General features: G+C 62.3%; 1 protein-coding gene. It reads left to right on the top strand.

Going from position 1 to position 1218, the window contains the following annotated elements; all coding sequences use genetic code 11:
- Window positions 1-56: 56 nt before the first annotated feature.
- Window positions 57-1218 (top strand): IS3 family transposase gene (locus tag C8K44_RS27210; protein ID WP_109578863.1). Its coding sequence is split into 2 segments (ribosomal slippage), with 1163 coding nucleotides annotated over them: window positions 57-309 and window positions 309-1218; the frame shifts between segments, so codons are not numbered across the junction. This gene is flagged as partial in the annotation.

The raw sequence follows: 1218 nt of genomic DNA on the forward strand, positions 1-1218 counted from the left end.
ACTGAGTTTTTCCTCCACCAGGAGTTAGAGTCCGGCCTTGATCGAAGGACGGACAGATGAAGCGTAAGCGGTTCACGGAAGATCAGATCATCGCGGTTCTACGCGAGCACGAGGCGGGCGCGAAGGCGGGCGATCTGGCCCGCAAGCACGGAGTTTCCGAGGCGACGCTGTATAACTGGAAGGCGAAGTATGGCGGCATGGACGTGTCCGATGCCAAGCGCCTGAAGGCTCTGGAAGACGAGAATGCAAAGCTGAAGAAGCTGCTCGCCGACCAGATGCTGGAAGCCTCTGCACTTCGCGAGCTTCTGTCAAAAAAATGGTAGGGCCCGCCGCCAAGCGCGAAGCCGTCGCGCATCTGCAGGCCGCCATGGGCCTGTCGGAGCGTCGGGCCTGTACGTTCGTCTGTGCCGATCGCAAGATGATCCGCTACCAGTCGTGCCGCCCGCCGGAGACCGAACTGCGCGGCCGGTTACGGGATCTTGCCAATGAGCGTCGCCGGTTTGGCTATCGGCGGTTGTTCATCCTGCTGCGGCGGGAAGGCGAACTGTCAGGCATCAACCGCATTTATCGGCTTTACCGGGAGGAAGGTCTTACGGTTCGCAAGCGCCGGGCGCGGCGACGAGCGGTGGGCACGCGAGCGCCGATCCTGGTCGAGGCGAGACCGAATGCGCGCTGGTCACTGGACTTTGTGCATGACCAGTTTGCCTGCGGACGGCGCTTCCGCGTGCTGAACATCGTCGATGACGTGACGCGCGAATGCCTGGCCTCGATCCCGGACACGTCGATCTCCGGTCGTCGGGTGGCACGTGAGCTGACCGATCTGATCAGCCATCGCGGCAAGCCGGACATGATCGTTTCCGACCACGGGACGGAGTTCACCTCGAATGCCATCCTCGCCTGGTCGAAGGATCATTGCGTCGAATGGCACTACATCGCGCCGGGAAAGCCGATGCAAAATGGCTACGTTGAAAGCTTCAACGGCCGGATGCGCGACGAACTCCTCAACGAGAGCCTGTTCTTCGGCCTCGATCACGCCCGCAGCGCCATCGCCGAATGGAGGCAGGACTTCAATACCGAAAGACCGCATTCCTCGCTCGGATACCGGACCCCCGCGGCCTTCGCCGGAACCCTCACCGCAACCGGCTCCGACGCTGCGCTCGATAGGGGCTTCGCGTCTCCACCAGTTGCTCAACCCGCGCCCTACGGCGTAACACAAAC

The organism is Aminobacter sp. AP02 (genome assembly GCF_003148805.1).
Lineage (GTDB): Bacteria > Pseudomonadota > Alphaproteobacteria > Rhizobiales > Rhizobiaceae > Aminobacter.